The 1,468-nt window shown below is 71.3% G+C and carries 2 protein-coding genes and 1 pseudogene; 2 read left to right on the top strand and 1 reads right to left on the bottom strand.

Annotation, left to right across the window (positions count from 1 at the left end; genetic code table 11):
• Together A612_RS18045 and A612_RS14755 are read left to right on the top strand one after the other, a co-directional pair.
• A pseudogene (locus A612_RS18045) lies at window positions 1–139 on the top strand (NnrS family protein); the annotation flags it as partial.
• Window positions 140–186: 47 nt separating this feature from the next.
• A complete protein-coding gene (locus A612_RS14755) occupies window positions 187–477 on the top strand; it encodes a DUF2249 domain-containing protein (RefSeq protein ID WP_019375214.1) in 291 nt (96 codons plus the stop codon).
• A gap of 111 nt (window positions 478–588) precedes the next feature.
• On the opposite strand, the gene A612_RS14750 is transcribed toward A612_RS14755, so the two are convergent.
• Window positions 589–1,468, bottom strand: an 880-nt coding sequence (locus A612_RS14750) for a lytic murein transglycosylase (RefSeq protein WP_019375213.1), incomplete at its 5' end; no start/stop codon positions are given.

Below are 1,468 nucleotides of genomic sequence, written 5' to 3'. Positions count from 1 at the left end.
GGTTCCGGCCGCCGCGCCGGCCGCGACCATGCAGGCGCTGCTGGCGGCGACCTGCCTGTGGTCCGGCGCCTTTGCCATCTACCTGGTGATCTACACGCCCTGGCTGATGCGCACGCGCCTGGACGGCAAGGACGGCTGACGCCCCTGTTTTTTCTTCCTTCCCCACTGACCTTGAGAGGAATTTTCATGAGCACCCAGACGGTGACCCAGATCGACGTGCGAACCATTCCGCCGTACGAGCGCCATGCGCAGATCTTCGGCAGCTTCGACGGGCTGCAGGCCGGCCAGGCCCTGGAGATCGTGAACGACCACGACCCGGTGCCGCTGCGCCGCCAGTTCGAGGCGCGCTCGCCCGGCCAGTTCGCATGGAGCTACCTGCAGGCCGGCCCGGCCCTGTGGCGTGTGCAGATCGACAAGCTGGCGGCCTCGGCCGACGAGAGCGGCGGCTCCTGCTGCTCGGGCGGCGCCTGCGGCTGAAGCCGGCACGGAGCCATCCTGCAGAGGGCTGCTCGACCGGGCGGCCCTTTTTTGTTGCGGGGCGCCGCTCGACCGGGGGCGCAGGCTCCGGTTAGATGGGCCGCTGCGGCCTCAGGGCCCCAGCAGGCGCTGCAGCAGCTCGCGCGTGGCGAAACCGTCCGCCGGCAGCCGCAGGCTCTGCTGCAGGCGCCGCACGCCGGCGCGCGTCGCCGGTCCGATGACGCCATCGGCTTCGCCCACCTCCATTCCGCGCTCGTTCAGCCCGCGCTGCAGCTGTTGCACCTCGCTGCGCGACAGGGGCTGCAGTTCGCGTGGCCAGGGCGCACGCAGGCCCTCGCCGCCGTCGATCTGCTGCGCCAGCAGGGCCACGGCCAGCGCGTAGTTGTTCGAGTTGTTGTAGCGCAGCAAGGCACGGAAGTTGCCGCCCACCAGGACCGCCGGCCCACGCGCGCCCGCCGGAGCGAGCACAGACGCGGCCCGCAGCGGCGGCAAGGGGTGGCCGTCCAGGGAGCGGATGCCCTCGGCCGCCCAGAAAGCACTGTCCTGGCGCACATTCAGCTCGGCGCGGGTGTAGTCGAAGCCCTCCGGCAGCCGCACCTCCACACCCCACGGCTCGTCGGCGGTCCATCCCGAATGGGCGAGGAAGCTGGCGGTGGAGGCGATGACGTCGGGAATGCTGCCCCAGATGTCGCGCCGGCCGTCGCCATCGGCATCCACGGCATGGGCCAGGAACACGGAGGGCAGGAACTGCGTGTGGCCCATGGCGCCGGCCCAGGACCCGATCAGTGCCTGCGCTTCGAATTCTCCGGAGTCCACGATGCGCAGCGCCGCCAGCAGCTCCGCGCTCGCCCAGGCGCGCCGCCGCCCCTCGTAGGCCAGGGTAGCGAGCGCATCGACCGTGCGGAAATTGCCGAAATGGCGGCCATAGTCGCTCTCCATGCCCCAGATGGCGGTGATGATGCTGGCCGGCACGCCATCGCGCCGCGCCGCC

Origin of the sequence: Melaminivora alkalimesophila (assembly GCF_000282995.1) — a bacterium.
GTDB classification, from domain to species: Bacteria; Pseudomonadota; Gammaproteobacteria; order Burkholderiales; family Burkholderiaceae_C; genus Melaminivora; species Melaminivora alkalimesophila.
The sequence above is the reverse complement of the archived record's forward strand: the minus strand, read 5'-3'. Positions and strand labels throughout refer to the sequence as shown.